The 320-nt window shown below is 39.7% G+C and carries 2 protein-coding genes; one reads left to right on the top strand and one right to left on the bottom strand.

Annotation, left to right across the window (positions count from 1 at the left end; all coding sequences use genetic code 11):
• On the top strand, positions 1 to 182 hold a 182-nt coding region (locus tag KH400_RS23700; protein ID WP_217228795.1), incomplete at its 5' end, for an ATP-binding protein.
• Between the two features lie 45 nt (positions 183 to 227).
• On the opposite strand, the gene KH400_RS25205 is transcribed toward KH400_RS23700, so the two are convergent.
• Positions 228 to 320: sigma factor-like helix-turn-helix DNA-binding protein (locus KH400_RS25205; RefSeq protein ID WP_281418781.1), on the bottom strand; the 93-nt coding region annotated here is incomplete at its 5' end.

The following is a 320-nucleotide window of genomic DNA, read 5'->3' as shown; positions in this document are numbered from 1 at the left end:
CACTAGATGTCCAAGAAACGATCTTTGAACCATTCTATACGACGAAGGAACTAGGAACAGGAATTGGATTATTTGTTTGTAGAAAAATCATTGAGAAACACTCAGGGGAACTAACCTGTTCTTCAGATGAACAAAAGACGACTTTTCGTATTTCCCTCCCTTTTAATAAAACACACGCTTGAAGAACACAGCAAGAGGTGTGCCAACCTGGCACACCTCTTTACCATTTACCCTTTTCCTTGGCTTTGTTTATAAAATTCATGGAAAAGCTTCATTAACGCTCGCTTTTCTATCCGTGATACGTAGCTCCTTGAGATTCC

This window comes from Desertibacillus haloalkaliphilus (assembly GCF_019039105.1).
GTDB lineage: Bacteria > Bacillota > Bacilli > Bacillales > KJ1-10-99 > Desertibacillus > Desertibacillus haloalkaliphilus.
This window is presented reverse-complemented; position numbering and strand designations above follow the sequence as displayed.